The sequence below is a fragment of the Bradyrhizobium sp. genome, from assembly GCF_016219575.1.
Classification (GTDB): Bacteria; Pseudomonadota; Alphaproteobacteria; order Rhizobiales; family Xanthobacteraceae; genus Bradyrhizobium.
On the sequence record NZ_JACRMG010000023.1, the window covers coordinates 130,531 to 155,374 of the forward strand.

24 protein-coding genes are annotated in these 24,844 nt (G+C 65.2%); 16 read left to right on the forward strand and 8 right to left on the reverse strand.

Going from position 1 to position 24,844, the window contains the following annotated elements; translation table 11 throughout:
- Nucleotides 1–99 precede the first annotated feature (99 nt).
- Nucleotides 100–504: a hypothetical protein gene (locus HZB49_RS18980; protein ID WP_291614136.1), complete on the forward strand. Its 405-nt coding sequence runs from the start codon at nt 100–102 to the stop codon at nt 502–504.
- 145 nt (nt 505–649) lie between these two features.
- Here the strand turns inward: HZB49_RS18980 and HZB49_RS18985 are convergent, their stop codons facing one another.
- From HZB49_RS18985 to HZB49_RS19000, 4 genes are all read right to left on the reverse strand, one after another.
- Nucleotides 650–1,678: a patatin-like phospholipase family protein gene (locus HZB49_RS18985; RefSeq protein ID WP_291614138.1), complete on the reverse strand. Its 1,029-nt coding sequence runs from the start codon at nt 1,676–1,678 to the stop codon at nt 650–652.
- 229 nt (nt 1,679–1,907) lie between these two features.
- On the reverse strand, nt 1,908–2,342 hold the full coding sequence (locus tag HZB49_RS18990; RefSeq protein WP_291614141.1) for a hypothetical protein: 435 nt from the start codon (nt 2,340–2,342) through the stop codon (nt 1,908–1,910).
- Nucleotides 2,343–2,447: 105 nt separating this feature from the next.
- A complete protein-coding gene (locus tag HZB49_RS18995; protein ID WP_291614143.1) occupies nt 2,448–2,783 on the reverse strand; it encodes a DUF883 family protein in 336 nt (111 codons plus the stop codon).
- 81 nt (nt 2,784–2,864) lie between these two features.
- Nucleotides 2,865–3,923 (reverse strand): AI-2E family transporter, encoded by a 1,059-nt coding sequence (locus tag HZB49_RS19000; protein ID WP_291614509.1) that lies wholly within the window; start codon nt 3,921–3,923, stop codon nt 2,865–2,867.
- Nucleotides 3,924–4,307: 384 nt separating this feature from the next.
- Between HZB49_RS19000 and HZB49_RS19005 the strand changes: the two genes are divergently transcribed.
- The gene (locus tag HZB49_RS19005; protein WP_291614145.1) at nt 4,308–5,036 is read left to right on the forward strand and encodes a L,D-transpeptidase; all 729 of its coding nucleotides are present in this window, start codon (nt 4,308–4,310) and stop codon (nt 5,034–5,036) included.
- Nucleotides 5,037–5,046: 10 nt separating this feature from the next.
- Nucleotides 5,047–5,679, forward strand: coding sequence for a DUF2865 domain-containing protein (locus tag HZB49_RS19010; protein WP_291614147.1), 633 nt, complete (start codon nt 5,047–5,049; stop codon nt 5,677–5,679).
- A 60-nt stretch (nt 5,680–5,739) separates the two neighbouring features.
- On the opposite strand, the gene HZB49_RS19015 is transcribed toward HZB49_RS19010, so the two are convergent.
- Nucleotides 5,740–7,833 carry a HAMP domain-containing methyl-accepting chemotaxis protein gene (locus HZB49_RS19015; RefSeq protein ID WP_291614149.1) on the reverse strand — a complete coding sequence of 698 codons (2,094 nt, stop codon included), beginning with the start codon at nt 7,831–7,833 and terminating at the stop codon, nt 5,740–5,742.
- Nucleotides 7,834–8,032: 199 nt separating this feature from the next.
- On the opposite strand from HZB49_RS19015, the gene HZB49_RS19020 reads away from it, so the two are divergent.
- Nucleotides 8,033–8,188, forward strand: a complete 156-nt coding sequence (locus tag HZB49_RS19020) for a Thivi_2564 family membrane protein (protein ID WP_291614151.1) — start codon at nt 8,033–8,035, stop codon at nt 8,186–8,188.
- Between the two features lie 66 nt (nt 8,189–8,254).
- Here HZB49_RS19020 and HZB49_RS19025 read toward each other — a convergent pair whose 3' ends face one another.
- From HZB49_RS19025 to cysD, 3 genes are all read right to left on the reverse strand, one after another.
- Nucleotides 8,255–10,417: a malate synthase G gene (locus HZB49_RS19025; protein WP_291614153.1), complete on the reverse strand. Its 2,163-nt coding sequence runs from the start codon at nt 10,415–10,417 to the stop codon at nt 8,255–8,257.
- Nucleotides 10,418–10,585: 168 nt separating this feature from the next.
- A complete protein-coding gene (gene cysC / locus HZB49_RS19030) occupies nt 10,586–12,502 on the reverse strand; it encodes an adenylyl-sulfate kinase (protein ID WP_291614155.1) in 1,917 nt (638 codons plus the stop codon).
- Between the two features lie 24 nt (nt 12,503–12,526).
- A complete protein-coding gene (gene cysD, locus HZB49_RS19035; RefSeq protein WP_291614157.1) occupies nt 12,527–13,321 on the reverse strand; it encodes a sulfate adenylyltransferase subunit CysD in 795 nt (264 codons plus the stop codon).
- A 229-nt stretch (nt 13,322–13,550) separates the two neighbouring features.
- On the opposite strand from cysD, the gene cysG reads away from it, so the two are divergent.
- The 12 genes from cysG to HZB49_RS19095 all read left to right on the forward strand — a co-directional run bounded on the left by cysG (nt 13,551) and on the right by HZB49_RS19095 (nt 24,733).
- A complete protein-coding gene (gene cysG, locus HZB49_RS19040) occupies nt 13,551–14,975 on the forward strand; it encodes a siroheme synthase CysG (RefSeq protein ID WP_291614159.1) in 1,425 nt (474 codons plus the stop codon).
- Nucleotides 14,972–15,286: a DUF2849 domain-containing protein gene (locus tag HZB49_RS19045; RefSeq protein ID WP_291614162.1), complete on the forward strand. Its 315-nt coding sequence runs from the start codon at nt 14,972–14,974 to the stop codon at nt 15,284–15,286. The genes cysG and HZB49_RS19045 overlap by 4 nt, the downstream gene beginning before the upstream one ends.
- An 11-nt stretch (nt 15,287–15,297) precedes the next feature.
- A complete protein-coding gene (locus HZB49_RS19050; RefSeq protein WP_291614164.1) occupies nt 15,298–16,953 on the forward strand; it encodes a nitrite/sulfite reductase in 1,656 nt (551 codons plus the stop codon).
- Nucleotides 16,940–17,452 (forward strand): DUF934 domain-containing protein, encoded by a 513-nt coding sequence (locus tag HZB49_RS19055; protein ID WP_291614165.1) that lies wholly within the window; start codon nt 16,940–16,942, stop codon nt 17,450–17,452. Before HZB49_RS19050 ends, HZB49_RS19055 begins: the two co-directional genes overlap by 14 nt.
- Nucleotides 17,449–18,177 carry a phosphoadenylyl-sulfate reductase gene (locus tag HZB49_RS19060; protein ID WP_291614167.1) on the forward strand — a complete coding sequence of 243 codons (729 nt, stop codon included), beginning with the start codon at nt 17,449–17,451 and terminating at the stop codon, nt 18,175–18,177. Before HZB49_RS19055 ends, HZB49_RS19060 begins: the two co-directional genes overlap by 4 nt.
- A 122-nt stretch (nt 18,178–18,299) precedes the next feature.
- Complete coding sequence (locus HZB49_RS19065; protein WP_291614169.1) at nt 18,300–19,289, forward strand: sulfate ABC transporter substrate-binding protein; 990 nt, start codon at nt 18,300–18,302, stop codon at nt 19,287–19,289.
- 40 nt (nt 19,290–19,329) lie between these two features.
- Nucleotides 19,330–20,166 (forward strand): sulfate ABC transporter permease subunit CysT, encoded by an 837-nt coding sequence (cysT, locus tag HZB49_RS19070; RefSeq protein ID WP_291614171.1) that lies wholly within the window; start codon nt 19,330–19,332, stop codon nt 20,164–20,166.
- A 7-nt stretch (nt 20,167–20,173) separates the two neighbouring features.
- Nucleotides 20,174–21,040: a sulfate ABC transporter permease subunit CysW gene (gene cysW / locus HZB49_RS19075; RefSeq protein WP_291614173.1), complete on the forward strand. Its 867-nt coding sequence runs from the start codon at nt 20,174–20,176 to the stop codon at nt 21,038–21,040.
- Nucleotides 21,030–22,076, forward strand: a complete 1,047-nt coding sequence (locus tag HZB49_RS19080) for a sulfate ABC transporter ATP-binding protein (RefSeq protein WP_291614175.1) — start codon at nt 21,030–21,032, stop codon at nt 22,074–22,076. Before cysW ends, HZB49_RS19080 begins: the two co-directional genes overlap by 11 nt.
- Nucleotides 22,077–22,168: 92 nt before the next feature.
- A complete protein-coding gene (locus tag HZB49_RS19085) occupies nt 22,169–22,669 on the forward strand; it encodes a CAP domain-containing protein (RefSeq protein WP_291614177.1) in 501 nt (166 codons plus the stop codon).
- 94 nt (nt 22,670–22,763) lie between these two features.
- Nucleotides 22,764–23,939, forward strand: a complete 1,176-nt coding sequence (locus HZB49_RS19090) for a DUF3734 domain-containing protein (RefSeq protein ID WP_291614179.1) — start codon at nt 22,764–22,766, stop codon at nt 23,937–23,939.
- 5 nt (nt 23,940–23,944) lie between these two features.
- Nucleotides 23,945–24,733: a 3-hydroxybutyrate dehydrogenase gene (locus HZB49_RS19095; RefSeq protein ID WP_291614180.1), complete on the forward strand. Its 789-nt coding sequence runs from the start codon at nt 23,945–23,947 to the stop codon at nt 24,731–24,733.
- Nucleotides 24,734–24,844 lie beyond the last annotated feature (111 nt).

Genomic DNA, 24,844 nt, shown 5'->3' on the forward strand with positions numbered 1-24,844 from the left:
CACGGTTATGTGATCGGCCGCGCCAGAACCCCGGCGGTTCCCGGCGCGTTGCTTGTGGGATCGCCAATGGGATTGCCTCGGGGCGAGGGACGAAAACCCATGCCACAAAAATCCCGGAGCACGTTCAGGCTCATCTTCGGCGCGTTGGCCGCCGCCGCGACGCTCTGCGCGGTGACACTCGCCTCCGGCAACGATCTTGCCGACCGGTTCGAGGCTGTGACGGAACCCGCCGTCGCCGCCGGCGTCAACCGCGCCGCCAAGGCCGACCGCGAGGCCGCGCCGCAGGCAGCAAGCGCTGCCCGCACCATCCAGCTCAGGATCGACAGCCTCACCGACACCTCGGTGCTGGTGCGCATCCCCGTGCAGAAGGATGCCCGCAACCTTCCGCTGGACCCGCCGGCCGCAAAGCCCGGCAAGGCGAAGATGGCGGTGGCGTGCGAGCCGCCGGTCAGCGTGCTGACCGAAGTCGCTAAACTGCTGCAGCCCGGCAGGTGCGTGACGTGACGGGGTAGATGTGGTCAGTAGGATGGGTAGAGCGAAGCGAAACCCATCATGCTTTCAGCAAGGCGATGGGTTTCGCGAAGCGCTCAACCCATCCTACGTTCTCGCAATGACGTCGGGCGCAAGCATCCAGCGTCGCCCCCTTTTCTCACAAGAACATCTCCGCGAAATCGACGGTCGAGCGCGTGCCGATGTGCTCGAAATTCGCATCGAGCCACGTCTTCGCCGTGTCGCGGCCGGCGTCGCGCAGGCGGCACAACAGGCTCCACTCGGGGTGAAACTGCGTGGCGGCGCCGAGCTGGGACATCAGCGGATCGTTGCCGATCCAGTGCATGAACATGCGCCGGTGTTTTTCGCTGTCGAGCTCGCCGGCATCGATCAGCCTGGTCGCAAAGGCCACCGCGCGCATTTCGCGCATCAGCGAGGAGTTGAAGCTGATCTCGGTGATCCGGTGCAGCACGTCGGCCGCGCTGGCTGGCAATTCGTCGCGCCTGAGGGCGGTGACCTGCGCGATGATGACGTCGCGGGTGCCCGCGCGATAGATCAGCGGATAGATCGCGGGATTACCGAGATAGCCGCCGTCCCAGTAATGCTCGCCGTCGATCTCGACCGCCTGGGAATAGGGCGGCAGGCAGGCCGACGCCAGCACCGCATCGGCCGTCAGCTTCGGCCTTTCGAACACCTTCAGCTTGCCGGTGCGCACATTGGTGGCGTTGAGGAACAGATGCGGCGCATTCTCGTCGTGATTGATCCGCTCGAAATCCACCACGCGCGCAAGCAGCTCGCGCACCGGGTTGAAATGGAAGGGATTGAGCAGGTTCGGCGGCAGCGTGTGGGTCAGCGTGTGGATCGCGGCATGCACGGGATGCCACTCCGGCGGCAGCTTCATCGCCTGGATCCACTGATTCCAGGGCGAGAAGAAATCGAACAACACGTCCATCTGCGAGACCTGGTGCCAGAAATCGTACAGCGCGGCGCGCGCCGCTTCCGGTCCGCCTGACACAATGCCGGAGGCGAACGCCACGGCGTTCATTGCGCCGGCGCTGGTCGCGCTGATTGCCTCGATGCCGAGCCTGCCGTCCTCCAGCACCCGGTCGAGCACGCCCCAGACGAATGCGCCATGGGCGCCACCGCCCTGCAACGCAAAGCTCACCTTCTTCACCGGCCCGCCACCCACGACACGTCCCCGACAAACGCCAACGATACCGCCCGGCACGGCGGCTGCCCGCACGGGCCGGCTCATTTCCGCGTTTTTGCAGGGGCGATGTCCAGTGTTTTTATGCGAAAATTCTCTTCCCCGGCGCTGAAACCGCAGGCTTCGATGTCGCACCGGCAGCGCGTCAATCCCCTTGGTCGTACCGGCGTTCGCCGGGACGACAGCGGAAGTTATCTCGACCGCGGGGGGCTTACTCCGCCGGCTCCTCGGCCTGCGTGTGGCCGCGGGACGCCAGAAATCCCAGCGCGACGCCGCCGATAGCGAGGATCGGCACCAGCCGCCTGAAGCCGATGGCGCGGGCGAGCTGGATGCCGACGGCCACCATCGCCGGATCGAGCAGCATGGAATTCGCCGCCGCCTTCGCGGCCTTCTCGGCGCGGACCTCAACCTGATGCTTGCGAACCATGTAGCTGCCAGCCGCGATCAGCGTCACCGCGAGGAAGACCGCCGCGCCCGTGAGGCAGGCATAAACCGGGCCATGACGATCGAGCACGAAGATGAACGCGGCCGCGCACAGGAAGCAGGTGGTGACCAACAGCGCAAAGGCGGCGGCGATCGCCAGCGACGTCAGCCGCAGCGTAATGCCGGTCGATTCCTTGAAGTCATCGATCATGCGCTGAAACATCGGCACGCCTCGCTCTGTAGAGCACGTCAACGAAGTGCATGGTCGTCCACCAGCGCCGCCATTCGCGCCACAGTGTTTTTTCGCCGCGGGCCGTCGCCATGCGACTCAACGCCGCCAGGTGACGCCGATCAGGAAGCCGAGGCCAATGGCAAGGCCCATGGCCGCGATCGGGCGCTGGACGATGGCATCTTCCACCGTCTCCTCGATGCCGGCCGCCGCTTCCTGCGCCGCGTCCATCATGGCGCCGCCGCGCTCGGAGAGATCGCCGATGGCGCCTTCCGCGGTGGCGCGCGCCTGCTTGTAGCCGCGGCGCGCTTCCTTCCGCGCGGTGCCGGCCAGCGAGTTCATCATTTCGGTGATCTGGCGGGCGAGCGCGGAGATGTCGCCCTTGACGGCGCTGACGTCCTTTTCCAGTCGGTCGATGTTCGCGGTGTCGGTCATGTGGTCATCCTGGTTTCTGCGAAAGGATTCGTTGCAGGGAGAACGCTTGCGGGCCGCGTAAGTTCCTCGCGGGAAACCCGATCAATCCTCCGGAAGCTGCGGCGTTTCGACCGGCATCAAATGCTCCTTCAGAATCAGTGCGACGATCAGCAGCGGCGAGGACAGGAATCCGCCCATCGGTCCCCACAGCCAGGTCCAGAATGCCAGCGCCAGCAGCACGGCGAGCGCATTCAGCGCCAGCCGGCGCCCGATGATGGTCGGCGTGATGAAATGGCCTTCGAAGAAGGTCAGTGCGACGAACAGCATCGGCGCCACCAGCGCGCCGCTCAGTGTCGGAAGGGCGACGATGCCGACGACGACCAGCACCGCGAACATCGCGACGGGACCGATGATCGGGATGTAGTTCAGTGTCGCCGCCAGTGCGCCGAGACCCGCCGGGTTCGGAACTCCCGCGATGAGGCAGATGATGCCGGTCGCGATGCCGAACCCGATGTTGATCATGGTCACCGTGAGCAGATAGCCGCCGAGATGCTCCTCGATCTCGTTGAGGATACGCAAGGTGCGCAGCCGGGAGGTGCGGTCGCCGAAATTCATGATCATCGCGCGCCGCAGATCCTTCCAGCTCGCGATGAACAGTATCAATGTGACGACGAACAACAGGAACTCGGTGAAGGTCGGCGACAGGAATTCCAGCGTCGGCTGCACCCAATCGAACTTTGGCATCTTCAGGCTGGTGAGCGGGTCGGAGCCGCCGAGCATGGTCTGCAGCTCGTGCCACAGCGCCAGCGGCCGGTCGAAAATGTGCAGCTTCTCCTTCAGCTGCGCCGCGAATTCCGGCAGACGCGAACTCCACTCGAGGGCGGGCGACGCGATCAGGCCAACGATGAACATGCCGAGCGCCGTGACGGCGGTCACGATCAGCACGGCTCCGACGCCGCGGGGAACGCGATAGCGCTCCAGAAAGCCCGCGGCCGGCGACAGCATGGTGCCGACCACGAAAGCCATCACGACCGGCAGGAAGAAGGCCTTGGCGAAATAGAGCACCGCGGTGACGGCGATGAGAAGCAGCCCGGCCAGTGCGATCGCCACCACTTCCTGGCGGCGGATCAGCGGCGGCAGTTCGGCCGCCGAGTCCGGCATCGGCGAGCCGCTGTCGCGGCGCTGCTCCTGCCTGGCTTCCTGCCTCGCCTCGCGCTGTGCCTCCTGCCTGTCCTCGCGCTGCAAGCCTTTGGCGTCGCGGCGCGACTCCCGGTCTTTCTCCTTGGGAAGCAGACGATCACCGGGAAGGGCCCGCACAGACATTCTCCTGCGCAAGCGCGCGGTTTTCCGTCGCGCTGCCGCGCCCTGCCATCAGAAATTGCACTGCCTCAACGCGCGAGAGGGCGACGGGTTCCATCAGGGGATCGTGGCTCCGGTGCGCTTGACAGTCGCGCCTTCGCGCTCGCCCGCAGCGGAACGCAAATGAATGGCGCAGCGTTTGTAAAGAAGAGCATCAGCGCGATGCGCATCCCGATGGGGCAGCACATGACACAGTCAGCCACTTTCCTCCGCCGGCCGTCCGGCCGAGCGAACCTCCTTGTTGCGGCGATATTGTTCGCGCCGACCGTCTTCGCGACGTCTGCCGGCGCGCAGACGCTGGGCTACGCACCGAGGCAGCAGAACTTTCCGTCGGACTACGTAACGTCGGATGAGGGCACGGAAGCGCCGCTGCCTCAGCGGCTGCGCCGCGCTACCGTCGCCTTCGACACGAGAGAGGCGCCCGGCACCATCGTCATCGATACCGGCGGCACCGCGCTCTATTACGTGCTGGGTGGAGGCCGCGCGATCCGCTACGGGGTCGGCGTCGGCCGCGAGGGATTTACCTGGTCCGGCGTGCAGACCGTCAGCCGCAAGTCCGAATGGCCGGATTGGCATCCGCCGGCGGAGATGATCGCGCGCCAGCCCTATCTGCCGCGCTTCATGGCCGGCGGTCCGGGCAATCCGCTGGGGGCGCGGGCCATGTATCTCGGCTCCAGCCAGTACCGCATCCACGGCACCAACGATCCATCGACCATCGGCAAGTTCGTCTCTTCCGGCTGCATCCGCATGACCAATGAGGACGTGATCGATCTGTTCAGCCGCGTCGATATCGGCACCAGGGTCGTGGTGCTGCCGAAGAGCGCGCCACTGGAAGCGCGCCATCCGTCGCGTCCGGCCGTGACCGCGCTGCCTTCGGGCCGCCAAGCCATGGTCCTGACGACGGGCATGAATTGAGGTGAAAGTGATGAAAGTACCCAAGATCAAGTGTTGGAAATTGGGTGCGGCGGCGGTGCTTGCCGTGGCCGCGCTCCCTCCTGCCGCGCAGGCGCAGGATTTTTTCTCCGGCTTTTTTGGCGGCTTCGGTCGCCCCCACGCGCCCGCGATCCAGATGCCGTCCGGCGAGGAATTCCAGCGGGCCCAGCCGCGGCAGCGCTTTGGCGGCGGACAGGCCTGGTGCGTTCGTATCTGCGATGGCCGCTATTTCCCGATCACTGGCAATGGCGGCGAGGCCCGGGCGAACTCGTGCGAGAATCTCTGCCCGACGGCAGACACTGAAATCGTTTATGGCAACACGATCGACAACGCGGCGACGGAAAAGGGCAAGCCATACTCCAAACTGCCCAACGCCTTCCGCTATCGCAACGAACTCGTGGCTGGCTGCAGCTGCAACGGCAAGGACCCCGCCGGCCTCGCCAGCATCGACGTCGAACGCGACCCGACGCTGCGCAAGGGCGACATCGTCGCGGGCGAGAACGACCTCGTGGTCGCCAACAAGAGTGCCGACGGGCGTGGTGCGCCGATCGAATTCTCGCCGGCCTCCGAGCGCATCAAGGCGCGCTACCGGCCTCCGCCGGTGGTGGCGAAAGGCAGGGACTGACAAAACGAAAATGCCCGGCACGAGGCCGGGCATGACGTGGTGAGAGACGAGGAGAAACGATTACGCCGCGCGGATCTTCGTGAGGAACTGCGTCACCTGGCCGCCGAGCGCCTGGCTCTGCTGCTCCAGCGTATCGGAGGCCTGCTTGACGTCGTCGGCAGCGGCAGCCGCCGCATCCGCATCGGCCTTCACGCCCGTGATGTTTTCCGAGACGTTGCGCGTGCCCTGCGCCGCGTATTGCGTGCTGCGGGTGATCTCCTGGGTCGCGGCGCCCTGTTCCTGCACCGCAGCCGCAATGGCGGTCGCAACCTCGTTGACCTCGCCGATGATGCCGCCGATGGTCTTGATGGCGTCGATGGCTTCGCCGGCGACCTTCTGGATGTCGGCGATCTGCTCGGAGATTTCCTCCGTCGCCTTCGCAGTCTGGCTCGCCAGCGATTTCACTTCGGAGGCGACCACGGCAAAACCGCGGCCGGCCTCGCCGGCGCGCGCCGCCTCGATGGTGGCGTTGAGCGCGAGCAGGTTGGTCTGGGCGGCGATGGTGTTGATCAGGCCGACCACCTCGCCGATGCGTCCTGCGGACTTGGCGAGCCCCTGCACGGTGCCGTCGGTGTCGGCGGCCTGCTTGACGGCGCGGCTGGCGATACCGGCGGCATGCGTGACCTGCTGGCTGATGTCGTTGATCGAGGCCGACAGTTCCTCGGAGGCTGCCGCGACGCTGTCGACGCTCATCGAGGCGTCGCTGGAGGCCTTTTCGGCGACCTGGACGCGCTCGTTGGTCTGGCGCGACACGGTCGAGAGGCTGTCCGAGGTCGAGCGCATCTGGCCCGAGGCGTCGCCCAGTTGATCCAGCGTCTGCCGCACCATGGTCTCGAACTCGCCGACATAGTTCTCGATCGCCTGCTGGCGCGCGGCGGCGCCGGCGTTGCGTTCGCGCTCCTGCGCCTCGATGCGGGCCTTGTCCATCGCCTGCTGCTTGAAGGTGTCGAGCGCGCCGGCCAGCGCGCCGATTTCGTCGCTGCGGCCGGTCTGGCCGGTGTCGACCGCGAGGTCGCCGGCGGCGACCTTGAGCATGGCGTCGCGCATGTTGTGCAGCGGCCTGATGACGCGCCGGGTGACCAGCATCATCGCGCCGGCCGTCAAGGCGATCGCGCCGAGCAGCATCGCGAGCTGCAGGACGAGCGAGTTGCGCGCGGAGGCATATTGCGCGAGCGAGTGCTCCTTGGCGGCGTCCAGCGCGCCCTCGGCAACGCTGACCGCGGCGCCGAGGCGGCCGACCGTCAGCGGGGTCCACTGGTTCGTCGTGATCTCGGTCTTCTCGCCCGCCGCCACCTGGTTGAGCAGGCGGTCGCGCAGCTGCAGATATTGCGGCTCGAAATAGGCGGTCTTGGTGGCGGCGATGGCGCTTGCCAGCGCGGGCGGCAGCTGCATGCCCGCAGCGACCAGCTCGAGTGCGCTCCAGGCGGCCTCGGTGCCGCCGACATACTTGGTGTAGCCAAGCTTGCTCTCCGGCGACACCTTGCCGGTGGACAGCCCCACCGAAACCGCCAGCGAAGCTTCGCCGGCCGTGTTGCGCAGCAGCCAGGCCATCTGCTTGATCGCGAGCAGCTGGTCGATGGTGGCATCCTGGTGGTTGACGGCGGCGCCAAGCGTCGTGGACAGCTTCTCGAGCACGTCGAGCGTGGCGGTTACCGTATCCATGTACTCCTTGGGCAGAGCCGGACGACGCTGCGCCTTCGGCTTGGCCATCATTTCCCAGAATTCCTTCTGCATGGTGCCGATCTGCTTGAACAGGCGATCGAGCTCGGGCACCAGCGTGGCCTTCTGCGCGAATTCCAGCGAGGGCAGCAGCGCCAGCGCATTGGCCATTGCCGGCATCTCGGTGTCGCGGATGTTGCGGAGGTACTTCTCGATTTCCGGGTCCATCGGCGCATCGGCGTTGAGCAGCCGGTTGCTGGTGGAGCGGTCGGTGCGAAGGTTGTGCATCGCCTTGAACAGGCTTCCCGACGCATCCGCCACCAGCAAGATGCGGCTGGCCACCTGCAGGCGATTCCAGGAATCCCAGGCGTTGAGCGAGAAGCCGGCCACGACGCAAAGGGCGGTGGCCAGGATGACGGTCTTCAGCAGCGCGGAAACGGTCAGGCGATTGAGCATGGAATTCCCCCAGGGCGAGTTCCACGCATCTGGACGGAAAACGGTAAATACTTAGACAGCATCACTGCCGTACAACTACGGGGCGCATTGAAAACGCTGGAATTTTTCACCTTGCGAAAAGTTCCGGTTGCGGAACTGGCGCGCGCCTTCCGAGTTAATCATGGGTTAACAGCGCGGTCATTTCAGAAGGAATCTTGCGATGCTCGTCGGTGCGCTTGTCACATTCCTCGTCGTCATCCTCATTCTCTATCTCATCAACCTGCTGCCGCTCGACGGCCGCGCCAAGCAGATCTGCCGGGTCATCGTGATCGTGCTCGGCGTGATCTCGCTGCTGAAATACCTCGCGGTGTTTTGACCGGCACGGTCATGACAAAAGCCCCGGCGCTGGCCGGGGCTTTCATCTTGGACAATTGCGGACCGATCAACCCGCCGCCTTCGCCTCCTTGCGGCGGGCATGCAGGATGAACTCGGTGTAGCCGTTCGGCTGCTCGCGGCCCTTGAAGACGAGATCGCAGGCGGCCTTGAAGGCGACGCCGTCGAAGGTTGGCGCCATCGGCTTGTAGAGGGGATCGCCGGCATTCTGCTTGTCGACCACGGCGGCCATGCGCTTCAGCGATTCCATGACCTGGTCTTTGGTGATGACACCCTGGTGCAGCCAGTTCGCCAGATGCTGGCTGGAGATGCGCAGGGTAGCGCGGTCTTCCATCAGTCCGACGTCATGGATGTCGGGCACCTTGGAGCAGCCGACGCCCTGATCGATCCAGCGCACGACATAGCCCAGAATACCTTGGCAGTTGTTGTCGATCTCCTGCTTGACGTCATCGGGCGCCCAGTTCGACTGCGACACCGGAATGGTGAGGATGTCGGAGAGTTTTGCGCGCGGTCCGCCCTTGGCAAGCTCCTGCTGGCGCGCCGCGACATTGACCTGGTGATAATGCAGCGCATGCAGCGTGGCGGCGGTCGGCGAGGGCACCCACGCCGTGGTGGCGCCGGCCTGCGGATGGCCGATCTTTTGAGCGAGCATGTCCGCCATCTTGTCGGGCGCCGCCCACATGCCCTTGCCGATCTGGGCGTGGCCGGGCAGGCCGTCGATAAGTCCGTTGTCGACGTTCCAGTCCTCATAGGACTTGATCCAGGGCTGCGCCTTCATGTCGTTCTTGCGGATCATCGGACCCGCTTCCATGGAGGTGTGGATCTCGTCGCCGGTGCGGTCGAGGAAGCCGGTGTTGATGAAGCAGATGCGCCTGGACGCATTCTGGATGCAGGCCTTGAGGTTGACCGTGGTGCGGCGCTCCTCGTCCATGATGCCGACCTTCATGGTGTCCGCCGGCAGCGACAGCATCTTCTCGACTTCGCCGAACAGCTCGCAGGTGAGCGCCACTTCATCCGGGCCGTGCATCTTCGGCTTGACGATATAGACCGAGCCCTTGCGGCTGTTCCTGACCCTGGAGTTGCCCTTGAGGTCATGGATGGCGAGCAGGCCGGCGACGGCGGCGTCGAGAATGCCTTCCGGAATCTCCTCTCCTTTCTCGTTGAGCACGGCGTCGGTGTACATGTGATGGCCGACATTGCGCATCAGCAGCAGGCTGCGGCCGTGCAGCTTCAGCTCGCCGCCGTCGGGCGCCTTGTAGACGCGGTCGGCATTGAGCGAGCGCGTCATGGTCTTGCCGCCCTTCTCGAAGTCGGCGGCGAGCGTGCCGTTCATCAGGCCGAGCGTGTTGCGATAGACCAGCACCTTGTCCTCGGCGTCGACGGCCGCGACGCTGTCTTCCATGTCGAGGATGGTCGAGACCGCCGATTCCATGATCATGTCGGCGACGCCGGCCGGATCGTCCTTGCCGATCGGATGGTTGCGGTCGATCCTGATCTCGACATGCATGCCGTTGTTGACGAGCAGCACGACCGAGGGAGCTTCGGGATTGCCCTGATAGCCCGCGAACTGCGCCGGCGCCTTCAGCGCGGTGGCGTTGCCGCTCTTGAGCTTGGCCGAGAGCTGGCCCGCGATGACGCTGTAGGCGGTGACGTCGCTGTGGCTGCCGGTGGCGAGCGGCGCGGCGGCATCGAGGAACGACTTGGCCTTGGCGATCACCTTGTCGCCGCGCGCCTTGTTGTAACCCTTGCCGGACTCGCTCGGGTCATGCGGGATCGCGTCGGTGCCGTAGAAGGCGTCGTAGAGCGAGCCCCAGCGCGCGTTCGCCGCGTTCAGCGCATAGCGCGCATTGGTGAGGGGCACGACCAGCTGCGGGCCGCAGATCTTGCCGATCTCGTCGTCGACATCGGCGGTCTCGACTTTTTTCGTCGCGGGCTCGGGCAGGAGATAGCCGATCTCCTTCAGGAATGCGGTATAGGCATTGATGTCGACCGGCTTGCCCTTGTTGGCGCGGTGCCAGGCGTCGATCTTGTCCTGCAGCGTGTCGCGGAACTTCAGGAGCTCGGCGTTCTTCGGCGCCAGCTTCCTGATGATGGCGGCAAGCCCCGCCCAGAACGCGTCGGGCGAAATCTCGGTTTTGGGGGCCGCCTCCGCAGCGATGAAATCGAACAGGACAGGGGCGATCTTCAATCCGTGGGCATCGACACGTTTCATGATGGGCTTTCTCGGCAGAAATGGCGTTTTGTGGCTGTTTTCGGGGAGAAAACAGCAAAAAGCGCGCCAAAGGGCGGCGTTCAAGGCGCCCTTTTAGCCACAAGCCGGGAGGATGAGAAGGCCCCCAAAAGCCGTAAAATGACCCCTCTCAAGACCTTTGGGGATACCTCAGATATTGGCAGCGAGGTCGGTCAGTTCGTCGAACAGGATGCCGGTCCTGGCCAGCATCCGCTCGATCTCCTCGGTCGCCTCCACCACCGAGCGCGCCGAGGTGTCGAGCACGAGGTCGGCCCCGGTCGGCGGCTGATAGTCGTTGCCGATGCCGGTGAAGGACTTCAGGCTGCCGGCGCGCGCCTTGGCGTAGTGCCCCTTGGGATCGCGGCTCTCGCAGATTTCGGCCGGCGTCGAGACATAAACCTCGCGGAACGCGCTGTCGGCAATGCGGCGGGCGGCGTCGCGATCGTCCCTGGCGGGCGAGACCGCGGCGACGATGGCGATATGGCCGTTGCGCGCAAGATGCGTCGCGACTTCGGCGAGGCGGCGGATGTTTTCGCTGCGGTCCTGCGGCGAAAAGCCGAGATCGCCGTTGAGGCCGGCACGCAGCGTGTCGCCGTCGAGCAGGATGGGCGAGCCGCCATTGTTGAACAGGCGACGCTCCAGCGCGCGGGCAAGCGTCGACTTGCCGGCGCCAGGCAGGCCGGTCAGCCACACCACCGCGCCGTTGTGATGATAACGCGCCGAGCGCTCGTCGGGGCGCAGCGCCGATTCCACCGGCACGATGTCGATCGGGGCGGCGCGCTGTCCGGCATCGACCGACAGCACGAGACCGCCGCCGGCAATGCGGCCGTTGACCTCGATCACGAGGCGGCCGGTGCGCGGGTTGTCGCCGTGCGGATCGGCCGCGATCGGCTGCGCCAGCGAGATGTCGATCTCGCCGACATGGTTGCGTGCGATCGACTTGCCTTCCTCGTTCGAGAGCGCGCCGGGATCGATCGCCTTTTCGATCGCGACCACGTTGGCGCGGGCCTCGCGGGTGCCGAGGCGGACCAGGATGGAATCGCCCTTGGCCAGCGGCTTGTCGTGCAGCCAGAAGATACGCGCACGGATGCGGCGGGTGTCGCGCGGGCTCGCGCCCGCATGCGCGATGATGTCGCCGCGCTCGACAAAGAGCTCGCGGTCCAGCGTGATGCCGACGGAACGGCCCGCGCCCTGGCGGCCCTCGACCGGCGTGAACGGCCAGCTCTCGACCGAGCGGATTTTCGCGATCTTGCCCGCGGGCATGATGACAATTTCGTCGCCCGCGATCAGGCTGCCGGACTCGATGCGGCCGGCAACGATACGGCGATCGTCGAACTTGTAGATCGCCTGCACCGGCAGGCGCAGCGGCAGCGCTTCAAGCGCACGGGCCGGCTCCAGCGCATCCAGCGCCTCGACCACGGTCGGCCCCTTGTACCAGGCGATATTTGGCGTGTGCGCGGCGACCCCGTCGCCGTCCCGCGCCGAGATCGGGATCACCGCCGACGGCGTGACGCCGAGGCCGGTGAGATGCGCGGTGATTTCCGCGGAAATTTCTTCGAAACGCGCTGCGCCGAAATCGACGCGGTCCATCTTGTTGACGACAACCGCCACCTGCCTGATGCCGAGCAGGTGCAGCAGATAGCCGTGCCGCCTTGTCTGGTCGCGCACGCCTTCCAGGGCGTCGATGATCAGCACCGCGCCGTCGGCCTGCGAGGCGCCGGTGATCATGTTGCGCAGGAATTCGGCGTGGCCGGGCGCGTCGATCAGCACGACGTCGCGCGAGCGGGTGCGAAAACGGATCTGCGTGGTGTCGATGGTGATGCCCTGGTCGCGCTCGGTCTGCAGCGCGTCGAGCAGGAACGACCATTCGAACGGCATGCCGCGCCGCGCGCTGACGGCCTTCAGCATTTCCAGCTTGCCCTCGGGCAGGCTGCCGGTCTCGTGCAGCAGGCGGCCGACCAGGGTGGACTTGCCGTGGTCGACATGGCCGACGATGACGATGCGGACCTGAGGGCGCGTCGTGCCGTTGGGCGTTGCCGACCGGGCGGGGGAGACGATCATGTTCATGGCGGCGCTCACGGGAAGGGTTCGTCAGAGATAGCCGGCGACGCGCAGGCGCTCGAAGGCGTCTTCGGTCTCATGGTCCAGCGCCCGGCCAGCACGCTCCGGCACCTTGGTGGCATCGAGCTCGGCGAGGATCTCGTCGATGTTGGATGCGGTCGAGGCGACGGGATTGGTGATGTCCTGATCGCCGAGCGAGCGATAGCGCTTGCCGTCCTTGGCGATGTAGAGCGGAATGATCGGGATGTTCTCGCGCTTGGTGTAGGCCCAGATGTCGGCCTCGGTCCAATGCAGGATCGGATGGATGCGCAGATGAGCGCCTTGCGGCGGCGAGGCGTTGAACTGATCCCAGAACTCCGGCGGCTGGTCGCGCACGTCCCATTCGCCTTCGAGGCCGCGCGGCGAGAACACGCGCTCCTTGGCACGGGTTGCTTCCTCGTCGCGGCGGATGCCGGCGATCAGGCCGTCGAAGCCGTGCTTGGCGAGCGCGAGCTTCAACCCTTCGGTCTTGCGCGCGGCAGAGCGCGCGGCGGGCGGCAGGGTCGGATCGACCGCGTCGATCGGCGGGCAGGGCTCGATGCGCATATCGAGATCCCATTCCTTCGCGTAGCGGTCGCGGAAGGCGTACATCTCGGCGAACTTCTTGCCGGTGTCGACATGCATGGCCGGGAAGGGCACGCGGCCGAAGAAGGCCTTGCGCGCCAGCCAGATCATGACGTTGGAGTCCTTGCCCAGCGACCACAGCAGCGCGAGCTTCTTCAGGCGTGCAAAGGCCTCGCGCAGGATGTAGATGCTCTGGGCCTCGAGCTGGTCGAGGTGATCCATGGAAGGCGGGGCAATTTCCGGCAAGGAAGATGCTTGAATCAGCGGTGCCTGACGTAGCCGCGCTCTCGCGGATTCAGTGGTGAGAACATCCATCTCTTCGACCTCAGCCTGAGTAGGCGAAAATTCCATCTGCAAGCCGCAATATAGAAGAAATAATTTTCTCTATTTCGGACTTGCGACACACTTAGAGAGAAAATAATTTCAGTCAACCCCGGAATGGGAAAACTGCATGCGCTACCTGCCTGTCTTCCTCGATCTGCAAAGCGGACCGGTCCTGCTGGTCGGCGCAGGGGATCTTGCGCGTGCGAAACTGAGCCTGCTGACGTCGGCCGGCGCGCGGGTGCGCTGGTATGCGACCGACGGCAATCATGATCTCGGCGGCATTGATGCCGCGCGCATCGAGATCGCCCAGGGCGATCCGCTCGCCGCCGACCTCGCGGGTGTGATCGCAATTCTCTGCGCCGGTGCGGGCGACATCGGTGTCGCCATGTCGGCGCGCGCGAAGGCGGCCGGGCTGCCCGTCAATGTGATGGACGACCTCGCGCATTCCACATTCATCTTTCCCGCCATCGTCGATCGCGGCGACGTCGTCGTGGCCGTCGGCACCGGCGGTGCTTCGCCCGTGGTGGCGCGCCGCGTGCGCGAGCGGATCGAAACCGTGCTGCCGGCGCGCATCGGCGATCTCGCCGGTTTCATCGGCGCTTTCCGCAAGTCCATCAATGCGCGCATTCCTGAATTCGCGCTGCGCCGCCGCTTCTGGGAGCGCATTATCGACGGCCCGATCGGCGCGCTGGTGCTGGCGGGGCGAAAGGACGAGGCCGCGAAGGCGCTCGACGAAATCTCCGATCCGTCCGTTTTCGCCGGTGGCGAAGAGGGCAATGCAAGAGGCCATGTCACGCTGGTCGGCGCCGGCCCCGGCGATCCCGATCTGCTGACGGTGAAGGCGCTGCGCGCGCTGCAGGATGCCGATATCGTGTTCTATGACGAGCTGGTTTCGGCCGAAGTGCTCGACCGCGCCCGCCGCGATGCGGCACGCGTGCCGGTCGGCCGCCGCGTCGGCAAGCCCGGCATCGGGCAGGATGCGATCAACAAGCTCCTCGTCGAGGCGGCTCGCTCCGGCCAGCGCGCGGTGCGGCTGAAGGGCGGCGATTCCTTCATCTTCGGCCGCGGCGGCGAGGAAGTGGACGTGCTGCGCAACGCAGGCGTGAGCTATTCCATCATCCCCGGCATCACGGCGGGCCTCGGTGCCGCCGCACAATTCGAGACGCCGCTCACCTATCGCCAGGAAGCGCTGCGCATCACCTTCCTCACCGCGCACAGGGCGGAAGATGCCGAGCATGTCGACTGGTCCGTGCTGACCGACAGGAAGATGACGGTCGTGGTCTATATGGGCATGACTGCGGCGCCGACGATCCGCGACGGCATGCTGGCCGCCGGCCGTTCACCGCGCACGCCGGTCGGCGTATTCGCGCGGGTGACGCGGCCGGACGCCAAGGCCGCGGTCGGCACGCTCGATCAGCTGCCCGAACTGGTGGCCCAAATCGATGGCGGTCCCGCCATCCTCATCATCGGCGACGTGGTCGCGCATTCCGCGCCATGGCGCAATTTCGAGCTCAATGAAGTGATCTCCAACCTGCTGGAAGCTGCCGAATGACCTCTCCGCTACAACAAAAAATCAAGATCACGGGTCCGTCGGTGGTGACCGCGAACCGCACCGCCGACGGCGTGGTGATCTGGCGCACCGGCTCAAAAGGCTGGTCCCTCGATCTTGCCGACGCCGCCATCGTCCGAACTGCGGACGACGCGCGTGCGCTGCTCGCCGAGGCCATCGAGGACGATCTCGGCGCGATCGGCGCCTATATTGCCCCGGTTGAAGTCAGGGACGGCGGCAAGGTCCTGCCCGGTAACCTGCGCGAACGCATCCGCGTGAAGGGCCTCACCATCGAGATGCCGGTTCCGGCGTAAAGGTTTGATCCATGTACGCATATGACGAACTCGACCGCACGCTGCTCAACGAGCGCGTCTCGGAATTCCGCGATCAGGTGAAGCGCCGCCTCTCCGGCGAGCTCACCGAGGACGAATTCAAGATCCTGCGCCTGCAGAACGGCGTGTACCTGCAGCTGCACGCCTACATGTTCCGCGTCGCCATTCCCTATGGCACGCTGTCGTCGAAGCAGCTGCGGCAGCTCGCGCATGTCGCGCGCCGCTACGACCGCGGCTACGGCCATTTCACCACGCGCCAGAACATCCAGTACAACTGGATCAAGCTCTCCGAGTTGCCGGATGCGCTCGCCGATCTCGCCGAGGTCGGCATCCACGCCATGCAGACCTCGGGCAACAACACCCGTAACGTTACCTCCGACCAGTGGGCCGGCGTCGCACCGGGCGAGGTCGACGATCCCCGCATCTGGTCGGAGCTGCTGCGCCAGTACACCACGCTGCATCCGGAATTCTCGTTCCTGCCGCGCAAGTTCAAGATCGCGATCACCGCATCCGCCCACGACCGCGCCGCGATCAAGATCCACGACATCGGCCTTCGTCTCTACAAGAACGACGAGGGCGAGCTCGGTTTCGAGGTGCTGGTCGGCGGCGGGCTCGGCCGCACGCCGTTCATCGCCAAGACCATCAAGCAGTTCGTGCACCGCCGCGACATCCTGAGCTATGTCGAGGCGATCATGCGCGTCTACAACCAGTACGGCCGCCGCGACAACATCTACAAGGCGCGCATCAAGATCCTGGTGCACGAGCTCGGTATCGACAAGTTCGCCAGGGAAGTCGACGAGGAGTGGCAGCACATCCGCGACAGCGCGCTCGCCGTCGAGGACGCCGCCATCGAGGAGATCCGCTCGCGCTTCACCTATCCGAAATACGAGAAGCTGCCGCATATGCCTGACGAGCTGAAGCAGGCGGCGCACGATCCGCTGTTCGAGCGCTGGCGGCGCAACTCGGTATTCACGCACAAGGCGCAGGGCTATTCCATCGTCACCATCTCGCTGAAGCCGATCGGCGCTCCTCCGGGAGATGCCACCGCCGAGCAGATGGATGCGCTCGCCGATATCGCGGACCGCTATTCCTTCGGCGAGATCCGCGTCGGCCACGAGCAGAACCTGGCGCTGCCGCATGTCGCCAAGCGCGATCTGCCGGCGCTGTGGAAGGCGCTGGACCGGATCGGCCTCGCCACGCCGAACGTGAACCTCGTCTCCGACATCATCGCCTGCCCGGGGCTGGATTACTGCTCGCTGGCGAACGCGCGCTCGATCCCGATCGCGCAGGAGCTGACCCGGCGCTTCGCCAACCACGATACCGCCAATCTGATCGGCCGGCTGCACATCAACATCTCCGGCTGCATCAATGCCTGCGGCCATCACCATGTCGGCCATATCGGCATTCTCGGCGTCGAGAAGAACGGCGAGGAATTCTACCAGATCACCATCGGCGGCCGCGCCGACGAGCAGGCCCAGATGGGCACGCTGATCGGCCCCGCGGTGCCCTATGGCGAAGTCGCCGACGTGGTCGAGGACATCGTCGAAGCCTATCTGGCGCTGCGCGATTCGCAGGAAGAGCTTTTCGTCGACACGGTGAAGCGCCTCGGCGTCGAACCTTTCAAGGAGCGGGTCTATGCCACTCGTTAAGAACGGCCACATCGCAACCGACGTGTTCTTCCACGCCGCCGACGGCACCGAACTGCCGGGCGACGGCGCGGTGCTGGTCTCGGCCGCGCGCTTCCTCGAAGATCCCGAGGCGCTGCTGAAGCGCGGCAAGGTCGGCGTGATCTGGCCGAACAACCGCGATCTCGACGATCTCGTGCCTTATCTCGAGCGTCTCGCGCTGGTCGCGCTGGTATTCCCCTCGTTCCGCGACGGCCGCGCCTATACCCAGGCGCGCCTCTTGCGCGAACGCCATGGCTTTGAAGGCGAATTGCGCGCCACCGGCCAGGTGCTGCGCGACCAGTTCGTGTTCATGCTGCGCGCCGGCTTCGACGCTTTCGATGTCAGGAAGCAGGCCGACGCGGACGCGTTCGGCGAGGCGGCGCGGCGCTACACCGTATTCTATCAGCCGACCGGCGACGGGCATCTCTCGGCGCTGCACCGGCGCAACCAGCTGCGCCATTCGGAAAGTGCCAAGCCGTGAGTGCGATCGTGCAGCAGGAAATCTCCGCAGCCCCGGCCTTGCCGCCGGCAGCGGCGCTCGACGAGGTGCTCCGGCACGCCTCGCCCGCCGAGGTGATCGCGGCGGCGCTGAAGATCGTCGGTCGCGCGCATCTCGCGCTGGTGTCGTCGTTCGGCACGGAATCGGCTGCGCTGCTCAAGGTGATGGCGGATGTCGATCCCGCCATTCCCGTGGTTTTCCTCGATGCCGGCTGGCTGTTCCAGGAAACGCTGGACTATCGCGACACGTTGACGCGGCAGCTCGGCCTGACCGACGTGCGTTCGATCAAGCCGCTCGAGGAGACGCTGTCACGTGAGGACCCCGACAAGGAATTGTGGTTCAGCGATCCCGATGCCTGCTGCCGTATCCGCAAGGTGGAACCGCTGGCGCGCGCGCTGAAGCCGTTTGCGGCCTGGATCAATGGGCGCAAGCGCTTTCAGGGCGGCGCCCGCTCCGATATTCCCGTGGTCGAACAGGACGGTGCGCGGCTGAAGTTCAATCCCTTCGCCAATGTCTCGCCCGAGGAGATCGAGGCGATCTACAGGCTCGGCAATCTGCCGCCGCATCCGCTCGTGGCAAAAGGGTTCCTCTCGGTCGGCTGCATGCCCTGCACCAGCCGCAGTGAGGCGGGCGAGGATTCGCGCGCCGGCCGCTGGCGCGGCAAAGGCAAGACAGAATGCGGCATTCACACCACGCCGACTTCGTAGCACAGTGAAGCTGCAACGCCGTGAACTACGAAAAGTGGTTCCGTTGACTTGAGGCCGGTTTCTCACGAGTTATTTCCGACAGCGTGCGACGATATCCATCGGCGCGCCGAATGGAGACTGAGATGATCCGCCCTGTTCTCGCCGCCGCCGCAGGCTTGCTGCTTGCGGGCTCCGCTTACGCCGCCGACTTCTCGCTGCTCAACGTATCCTACGATCCGACGCGCGAGCTCTACGCGGAATTCAACAAGGCCTTCGCTGCCGCCTGGCAGAAAGAGACCGGCAAGAGCGTCGAGGTCAAGCAGTCGCACGGCGGTTCCGGCTCGCAGGCCCGCGCGGTGATCGACGGGCTGCAGGCCGACATCGTCACGCTGGCGCTGGCCTATGACATCGACGCCGTCGCCGCCAAGGGACTCATCGCTCCTGACTGGCAGAAGCGCCTGCCGCTCAATGCCTCGCCTTACACCTCGACCATCGTGTTCCTGGTGCGCAAGGGCAATCCCAAGGGCATCAGGGACTGGGACGACCTGGTCAAGAAGGGCGTCGAGGTGATCACGCCGAACCCGAAGACCTCGGGCGGCGCACGCTGGAACTATCTTGCCGCCTGGGGCTATGCCGAGAAGAAGCTCGGCTCCGCCGACAAGGCCAGGCAATTCGTCGCAGAGCTGTTCAAGCATGTGCCGGTGCTGGATACCGGTGCGCGCGGTTCCACCGTGACCTTCGTCGAGCGCGGCGTCGGCGACGTCCTGCTCGCCTGGGAGAACGAGGCGTTCCTGGCGCAACGCGAATTCGGCAAGGACAAGTTCGAAATCGTGGCGCCGCCGCTGTCGATCCTCGCCGAGCCGCCGGTCACCATCGTCGACAAGGTCGCCGACAAGAAGGGCACCCGCGCCGTTGCCGAGGCCTATCTGAAATACTGGTACAGCAGGGAAGGTCAGGAAATTGCCGCACGCAACTCCTACCGTCCGCGCGATAGCGAGATCGCGAAGGAATACGAGAAGTCCTTCGCGAAGGTGGAACTTTTCACCATCGACGAGGCGTTCGGCGGCTGGACCAGGGCGCAGAAGGAACACTTCGCCGAGGGCGGCATTTTCGACCAGATCTACAAGAACTGACGAAGCGCAACAGACGGGCCGCAACGAAGCGGGGGATGTCGTGAACGGAGTGCCGCAACGGCGCAGCACGTTGCCAGGGTTCGGTCTCACCATGGGACTGACCCTGACATGGCTCTCCGTCATCATCCTGATCCCGCTCGCGGGTCTCTTCCTCAAGACGTTCGATCTTTCCCTCGAGCAGTTCTGGGGCATCGTTACCAGCCGCCGCACGCTGAATGCGCTGAAGATTTCCTTCGGCCTGTCGTTTGCCGCGGCCTGCGTCAACCTCGTGATGGGAATGATCGTGGTGTGGGCGCTGGTGCGCTACAAGTTTCCCGGGCGGCGGCTGTTCGACGCGATCGTCGACATTCCCTTTGCGCTGCCGACGGCGGTGGCCGGCGTCGCGCTGACGCAGCTGTTTGCGCAAAAGGGCTGGCTGGGCGCGCCGCTCGCCGAGCTCGGCATCAAGGTGGCGTTCACGCCGATCGGCATCTTCATCGCCATGGTCTTCATCGGTATTCCCTTCGTGGTGCGCACGGTGCAGCCGGTGCTGCAGGACCTCGACGTCGAGATCGAGGAGGCGGCGGCCTCATTGGGCGCCGGCCGCTGGCACACGGTGTTTCGCGTAATCCTGCCGAGCCTGGTGCCGGCGCTGCTCACCGGCTTTGCGCTGGCGTTCGCGCGGGCGGTCGGCGAATACGGCTCGGTGATCTTCATCGCCGGCAATTTGCCCAACGTCTCGGAGATCGCGCCGCTGTTGATCGTGATCCGGCTGTCCGAATTCCGCTACGCCGATGCCACCGCGATCGCGGTCGTCATGCTGATGGCCTCGTTCCTCATCATCTTCGCCGTCAACCGCCTGCAACGTTGGGCGCAGACCCGAATGCCCGCGCAGTGAGGAAACGATGAGCGAGCAAGCGCTTTCCCATCAACCGCGCGACGACGTGCATACCGAGCCCGGCGCGATCCGCTTCGTGATCGTGGCGCTCGCGGTGCTGTTCCTGCTCGTCTTCGTCGTGCTGCCGCTGGTCGTGGTGTTTGCCTCCGCCTTTTCGCGCGGGATATCGGCATATTTCACGGCGCTCGGACAGCCCGAAGCCCTGGCGGCGATCAAGCTGACGCTCCTGATCGCGGCGATCTCGGTCAGCCTCAACCTGGTCTTCGGCGTCATTGCGGCCTGGGCAATCGCCAAATTCGATTTCGCCGGCAAGACGTTCCTGATTTCGCTGATCGACCTGCCGTTCTCGGTCAGCCCCGTCATCTCCGGCCTCGTCTTCGTGCTGCTGTTCGGCGCGCAGGGATTTTTCGGACCCTGGTTGCAGGCGCATGACGTCCGCATCCTGTTTGCGGTTCCGGGCATTGCGCTCGCCACCATCTTCGTGACCTTCCCGTTCGTGGCGCGCGCGCTGATCCCGCTGATGCAGGAGCAGGGCACGCAGGAGGAGGAAGCCGCCATCTCGCTCGGCGCGTCAGGGCTGCAGACCTTTTTCCGCGTCACTTTGCCTAATATCAAATGGGGCCTGCTCTATGGCGTGCTGTTATGCAACGCGCGCGCGATGGGCGAATTCGGTGCGGTATCCGTCGTTTCCGGCCATATTCGCGGTGAAACCAACACCATGCCGCTGCTGGTCGAAATCCTCTACAATGAGTATCAATTCGTGGCCTCGTTCGCGATCGCGTCGTTGCTTGCCATGCTGGCGTTGATCACGCTGCTGGCCAAGACGATCCTCGAACGGCGGCTGGACGAAAGACAGGTGCCGAGTGACCATTGAAGTCAGGAATCTCACCAAGAAGTTCGGCGATTTCGCCGCGCTCGACAATGTCGATCTCAGGGTAGCCGACGGCGAATTGCTGGCGCTGCTTGGGCCCTCCGGCTCCGGCAAGACCACGTTGCTGCGCATCATCGCCGGCCTCGACTGGCCGGACTCCGGTGAGGTCTCCTTCGACGGCGAGAACGCGCTTTCGCGCGGTGCCGGCGAGCGCCACGTCGGCTTCGTGTTCCAGCACTACGCGCTGTTCCGCCACATGACGGTGTTCGAGAACGTCGCCTTCGGCCTGCGCGTGCAGCCGCGCGCCGTCCGCAAGGACGAGGCGGCGATCCGCGCGCGCGTGAAAGAACTGCTCGATCTCGTCCAGCTCGACTGGCTGTCCGACCGCTATCCGAGCCAGCTCTCCGGCGGCCAGCGCCAGCGCATCGCGCTCGCGCGTGCGCTTGCCATCGAGCCGCGCATCCTGCTGCTCGACGAGCCGTTCGGCGCGCTCGACGCCAAGGTACGGAAAGAGCTGCGGCAATGGCTGCGCACGCTGCATTCGGAAATCCACGTCACCTCGATCTTCGTCACCCATGATCAGGAAGAGGCGCTGGAAGTCGCCAACCGCGTCGTGGTGATGGACAAGGGCCGCATCGAGCAGGTCGGCACGCCCGGCGACGTCTACGACAATCCGGCCACCGCCTTCGTGCACGGCTTCATCGGCGAATCCATCGTGCTGCCCGTGGAAGTGCGCGACGGCGCGGTGCGGCTCGACGGCAAGGCGCTCAACATCGCCGCCAATGGCTATGCGCCGGGCGCGGCAAAGCTGTTCATCCGCCGCCACGACATGCAGATCGGCCCGGCGGGCAGCGGCTCGCTGGAAGGCTCGGTCAAGCATGTGCGCAGCTTCGGGCCGATCCAGCGCGCCGAAATCGCCCTGCGCGGCGAGGGCAAGACCGTGATCGAGATCGACGCCCCGCGCGACCGCGAATTGCAGCCCGGCGACACCGTCAGCCTGCAACCCCGCCGCTACCGGCTTTTCGCCGCGCAGGATTGAGCCGAAACGGCCCCGAATCGGCCCCGCCGTTCACTATTCAGCCATTGTTGATATGCAACAACGGCGGCCTGACCACGGGGTAGTTTCCGACCATGCGGGCGATTCTCGCCATTACAGCGCTTCTGGCGCTTGCCGGCTGCGTGTCCGACAGCCAGCCGGAGCAGCCGGCCATGTATCTGAGCATGGCCAATGGCGGCGCCACGCTGGATCCGCAGGCCGCAGCCTCCATGATCTCGCAATACCGCCAGAACAACGGCCTCGGCAAAGTCGTGGTCGACCCCGAACTGGTGAAGCTTGCGGAAGCCCAGTCCATGGCCATGGCGAGCCGCAACAAGCTCGACCACGACGTCAAGGGGCCGCTGGCCAGGCGGCTCGGCGCCTCCGGCTACCCGGCCAAATCGGCGGTCGAGAACGTCTCCGCCGGATACCACACGCTGGCCGAGGCCTTTTCCGGCTGGCGCGATTCCCCGCCGCACCGGGCCAATATGCTGAGCCGCGATGTCACAAAATTGGGCATCGCCGCGAGTTATGCGCCGAACACCAAGTACAAGGTGTTCTGGACGCTCATTCTTGCATCAACGGATGCCAGATAAATCAGTCTTGATTTCGGTTCCGCTCTCGTCGATTGACGCAACTGCGAACAGCCGCCACCGTGCGGCCGGCATGACCTTCTGATCGACGGATCACATGGACAGTTCCCATTCCGCGCCGGCGACGACGCCCGCCAAGGCGCAGCGCGTGCTGGTCCTGCAGGGCGGCGGCGCGCTCGGCTCCTACCAGGCGGGGGCCTATCAGGCGCTGTGCCATCATGATTTCGAGCCGGAATGGATCGCCGGCATCTCGATCGGCGCCATCAACGCGGCGATCATCGCCGGCAACGAGCGCGACAAGCGCGTCGAGCGGCTGAAGGAATTCTGGGACATGGTGTCCCAGCCCGTCTCTTGGAATCCCGTCGTTCCCGGCGACCGCGCGCGCTCGCTGTTCAACGAGACTTCTGCGGCGATCATCGCCACCTTCGGCGTGCCCGGCTTCTTCAGCCCGCGTTTTCCGCCGGCGCCGCTGTGGCCGTCCGGCACGGCCTCGGCGCTGAGCTACTACGACACCGCGCCGCTGAAGGCGACGCTGGAGCGTCTGGTCGATTTCGACCGCATCAACGACCTCAAGACCCGGCTGTCCGTTGGCGCCGTCGGCGTCACCTCGGGCAATTTCAAGTATTTCGACAATTACGAGTTCAAAAAGATCGGCAAGAAGATCGGCCCCGAGCACATCATGGCCTCCGGTGCGCTGCCGCCGGGCTTTCCTTCGGTGCCGATCGACGGCGAGCATTACTGGGACGGCGGCATCGCCTCCAACACACCGCTCGACTACGTGCTGGAGGAGGAGAGGAGCCGCGATCTCCTGATCTTCCAGGTCGACCTGTTTTCCGCGCGGGGAGATTTGCCGCAGACGCTGCTGGAAGCCGCCGAGCGCGAAAAGGACATCCGTTTTTCCAGCCGCACCCGGATGAACACCGACAAGAACAGGCTGATCCACAACGCGCGCATGGCGCTGCGCGACCTGATCGGCAAGCTGCCGGACCATCTGAAGAACGATCCGTCGGTCGAGTATCTGCGCGAGGCCGCGAAGGAGAACACGGTGACCGTGGTGCACCTGATCTATCGCAGCAAGAACCACGAATCCAACTCGAAGGATTACGACTTTTCCCATATCGGCGTGGTCGAGCACTGGAACGCGGGCGTGCGCGACGTGCATCAGTCGATGAAACAGAAACACTGGCTCGAGCGGCCGCAGTCCGGCGAGACCATGGTGACGTACGATCTCACGCGGGATGGCGACGGCGCCGCCGCAGGCAAGAAGGAGTGAATGAAATGGGTTCGTTGACAGGCAAGACGGCGGTAGTGACCGGCTCGACCAGCGGCATTGGGCTAGCGATTGCGCGGGCTTTCGCCGGCGCCGGTGCCAACGTCGTGATCAACGGCTTCGGCGTGCCGGCCGACATCGAGCACGAGCGCTCCGGCATCGAAACCGATTTCAAGGTGCGTGCTGTGTATTCGCCGGCCGACATGTCGAAGCCGGCCGAGATCGCCGAGATGATCGCGCTCGGCGACAAGACCTTCGGCGGTGTCGACATCCTCGTCAACAACGCCGGCATCCAGTTCGTCTCGCCGATCGAGGATTTTCCGATCGAGAAATGGGACGCCATCATCGCCATCAACCTGTCGTCCGCGTTCCATGCCATCCGCGCCGCGGTGCCGCTGATGAAGAAGCGCGGCTGGGGCCGCATCATCAACACGGCGTCCGCGCACTCGAAGGTCGCTTCACCCTTCAAGTCGGCCTATGTCTCGGCCAAGCACGGCATCGACGGCCTCACCAAGACGGTGGCGCTGGAGCTTGCGACCTTCAAGATCACCTGCAACTGCATCAGCCCCGGCTATGTCTGGACGCCGCTGGTCGAGAAGCAGATCCCCGACACCATGAAGGCGCGCAATATGACCAAGGAGCAGGTCATCAACGACGTGCTGCTGACTGCGCAGCCGACCAAGGAGTTCGTCACCGTCGAGCAGGTCGCAGCGCTGGCGTTGTTCCTGTGCGGCAACGACGCCGCCCAGATCACCGGCGCCAACCTCTCGATCGACGGCGGCTGGACCGCGGCGTAGCGGGGGGGTATGCTCTCTCAACTCAGAGGTTGTCATGCCCCGCGCATGCGGGGCATCCAGTACGCCGCGGCTTCTCGATTCCAGGCCGGCGTCTCTGGAATACTGGATCGC

Coding starts and splice junctions, on each gene's coding strand:
- HZB49_RS18980 (WP_291614136.1), top strand. CDS start 100: ATGCCACAAAAATCCCGGAGCACGTTCAGGCTCATCTTCGGCGCGTTG.
- HZB49_RS18990 (WP_291614141.1), bottom strand. CDS start 2,342: ATGTTTCAGCGCATGATCGATGACTTCAAGGAATCGACCGGCATTACG.
- HZB49_RS18995 (WP_291614143.1), bottom strand. CDS start 2,783: ATGACCGACACCGCGAACATCGACCGACTGGAAAAGGACGTCAGCGCC.
- HZB49_RS19000 (WP_291614509.1), bottom strand. CDS start 3,923: ATGCCGGACTCGGCGGCCGAACTGCCGCCGCTGATCCGCCGCCAGGAA.
- HZB49_RS19005 (WP_291614145.1), top strand. CDS start 4,308: ATGACACAGTCAGCCACTTTCCTCCGCCGGCCGTCCGGCCGAGCGAAC.
- HZB49_RS19010 (WP_291614147.1), top strand. CDS start 5,047: ATGAAAGTACCCAAGATCAAGTGTTGGAAATTGGGTGCGGCGGCGGTG.
- HZB49_RS19015 (WP_291614149.1), bottom strand. CDS start 7,833: ATGCTCAATCGCCTGACCGTTTCCGCGCTGCTGAAGACCGTCATCCTG.
- HZB49_RS19020 (WP_291614151.1), top strand. CDS start 8,033: ATGCTCGTCGGTGCGCTTGTCACATTCCTCGTCGTCATCCTCATTCTC.
- HZB49_RS19025 (WP_291614153.1), bottom strand. CDS start 10,417: ATGAAACGTGTCGATGCCCACGGATTGAAGATCGCCCCTGTCCTGTTC.
- cysC (WP_291614155.1), bottom strand. CDS start 12,502: ATGAACATGATCGTCTCCCCCGCCCGGTCGGCAACGCCCAACGGCACG.
- cysD (WP_291614157.1), bottom strand. CDS start 13,321: ATGGATCACCTCGACCAGCTCGAGGCCCAGAGCATCTACATCCTGCGC.
- cysG (WP_291614159.1), top strand. CDS start 13,551: ATGCGCTACCTGCCTGTCTTCCTCGATCTGCAAAGCGGACCGGTCCTG.
- HZB49_RS19045 (WP_291614162.1), top strand. CDS start 14,972: ATGACCTCTCCGCTACAACAAAAAATCAAGATCACGGGTCCGTCGGTG.
- HZB49_RS19050 (WP_291614164.1), top strand. CDS start 15,298: ATGTACGCATATGACGAACTCGACCGCACGCTGCTCAACGAGCGCGTC.
- HZB49_RS19055 (WP_291614165.1), top strand. CDS start 16,940: ATGCCACTCGTTAAGAACGGCCACATCGCAACCGACGTGTTCTTCCAC.
- HZB49_RS19065 (WP_291614169.1), top strand. CDS start 18,300: ATGATCCGCCCTGTTCTCGCCGCCGCCGCAGGCTTGCTGCTTGCGGGC.
- cysW (WP_291614173.1), top strand. CDS start 20,174: ATGAGCGAGCAAGCGCTTTCCCATCAACCGCGCGACGACGTGCATACC.
- HZB49_RS19085 (WP_291614177.1), top strand. CDS start 22,169: ATGCGGGCGATTCTCGCCATTACAGCGCTTCTGGCGCTTGCCGGCTGC.
- HZB49_RS19090 (WP_291614179.1), top strand. CDS start 22,764: ATGGACAGTTCCCATTCCGCGCCGGCGACGACGCCCGCCAAGGCGCAG.
- HZB49_RS19095 (WP_291614180.1), top strand. CDS start 23,945: ATGGGTTCGTTGACAGGCAAGACGGCGGTAGTGACCGGCTCGACCAGC.